This is a genomic window from Sphingomonas sp. PAMC 26617 (assembly GCF_000242835.1).
In the GTDB taxonomy this organism is placed as follows: domain Bacteria; phylum Pseudomonadota; class Alphaproteobacteria; order Sphingomonadales; family Sphingomonadaceae; genus Sphingomonas.
This window is the reverse complement of sequence record NZ_JH594426.1, coordinates 245,315-246,619: the sequence shown is the minus strand read 5'-3', so window position 1 is coordinate 246,619 and position 1,305 is coordinate 245,315. Positions and strand designations below refer to the sequence as shown.

Here is a 1,305-nt window from a genome sequence, read left to right as displayed (position 1 = left end):
TCGAACTTGGCGACGACGACATGGGCCAGCGTCGCGAACGTCGCCTTGCCGCGCGCGATCGCCTTCACCGGGGCAGCGGCCTGGACGACCTTGTCGCAGGAGCGGCAGCTATACTTGGGGCGGATGGTGCACACGACTCGCCACTGGACGGGCACGGCGTCGAGCATCTCGTCGCTATCCTGGCCCAGCGGACGCAAAGCGCCGCCGCACTCCGGACAGGCGCAGCAGCCCTGCTCGGGCTCGATCCGCTGCTCCTCGCGCGGCAGGTGGGCCGGGAGCGCGCGGATAGGCAGCGACCGCTTTGCGCTGACCGGATCGACACGGTGTGTGCTGGTCTCAACAGCTTCGGCCTCGAGCTCTTCGAGCGTTAGCTCCAGTTGCGCGATCTCTTGGGTCAGCTTCTCCGAAGAGGTGCCGAACTGTATCCGCCTGAGACGCGCGAGCTGCACGCGCAGCGTATCGATGAGGATGTCTCGCGCGGAAATATCAGCGCGAGCCGACGCCAATGCGGCTTCGAGCTCGGCGATGCGAGCGTCTTTGTCAGGGGAGGAAAAGCCTGCGTCCGACACCGCGATTACATAGCAGATCGAGCGTCTTCGAGCCACGAAAACCGCCCAAATCCGGTGCTTTTTAGCCCGCCAGCGACGGCACGAATGTGCGTTCCGGGCGTCGCCAATCGATCCCTTCGAGAAGCATCGAAAGCTGGGCCGCAGTCATGGCGACCGAGCCGGTCGCGGTCGACGGCCAGACGAACCGGCCACGGTCTATCCGCTTGGAGAACAGGCACAATCCCTGGCCATCGTACCAGAGCAGCTTGACCAGATCGCCGCGCTTGCCGCGGAACGCGAACAGCGCGCCGGAATGCGGGCTCTGCTGCAATGCCTGCTGTACGAGCACCGCCAGTCCGTCGAACCCCTTACGCATATCGGTCGCGCCGCAGGCCAGGAATATCCGTGTCAAAGGGGGAAGCGGGATCATCGCGCCAGGACGCCGATCACGCGCGACAGCGCGTCGGCATCGACCGATGAATCGACAGTCAGGCGCACGCCAGACGGCAGCTCGATCCTGATCCGACCCAGGCCAGGCTGGGCGATAGCGGGTGCCGGCAAGGCCTCTGCCGGCTCGGCGATCTGGACCTCGGCGAAGCTAGGTTGCGACGGCACAGTCACCCCGGTCAACGCGCCCGACATCACCTGCCGGCGCCAGGTATAGATCGCGCCGCTGCCGACCTCGTGGCGCTCGATCGCTGAGCGAACCGAACCTTCCGGCCCGAATGCGTCGCGTAGGATCGCCAGCTTCTGCTCC

Annotated in this window: 3 protein-coding genes; all 3 read right to left on the bottom strand. The window is 66.0% G+C overall.

Annotation, left to right across the window (positions count from 1 at the left end; genetic code table 11):
* The coding region (locus tag RH91_RS19840; RefSeq protein WP_010165097.1) for an IS66 family transposase zinc-finger binding domain-containing protein at positions 1-569 on the bottom strand (569 nt) is incomplete at its 3' end.
* Between the two features lie 61 nt (positions 570-630).
* A complete protein-coding gene (tnpB, locus tag RH91_RS19835; protein ID WP_010165096.1) occupies positions 631-978 on the bottom strand; it encodes an IS66 family insertion sequence element accessory protein TnpB in 348 nt (115 codons plus the stop codon).
* On the bottom strand, positions 975-1,305 hold a 331-nt coding region (locus RH91_RS19830; RefSeq protein WP_010165094.1), incomplete at its 5' end, for a transposase. The genes tnpB and RH91_RS19830, both read right to left, overlap by 4 nt.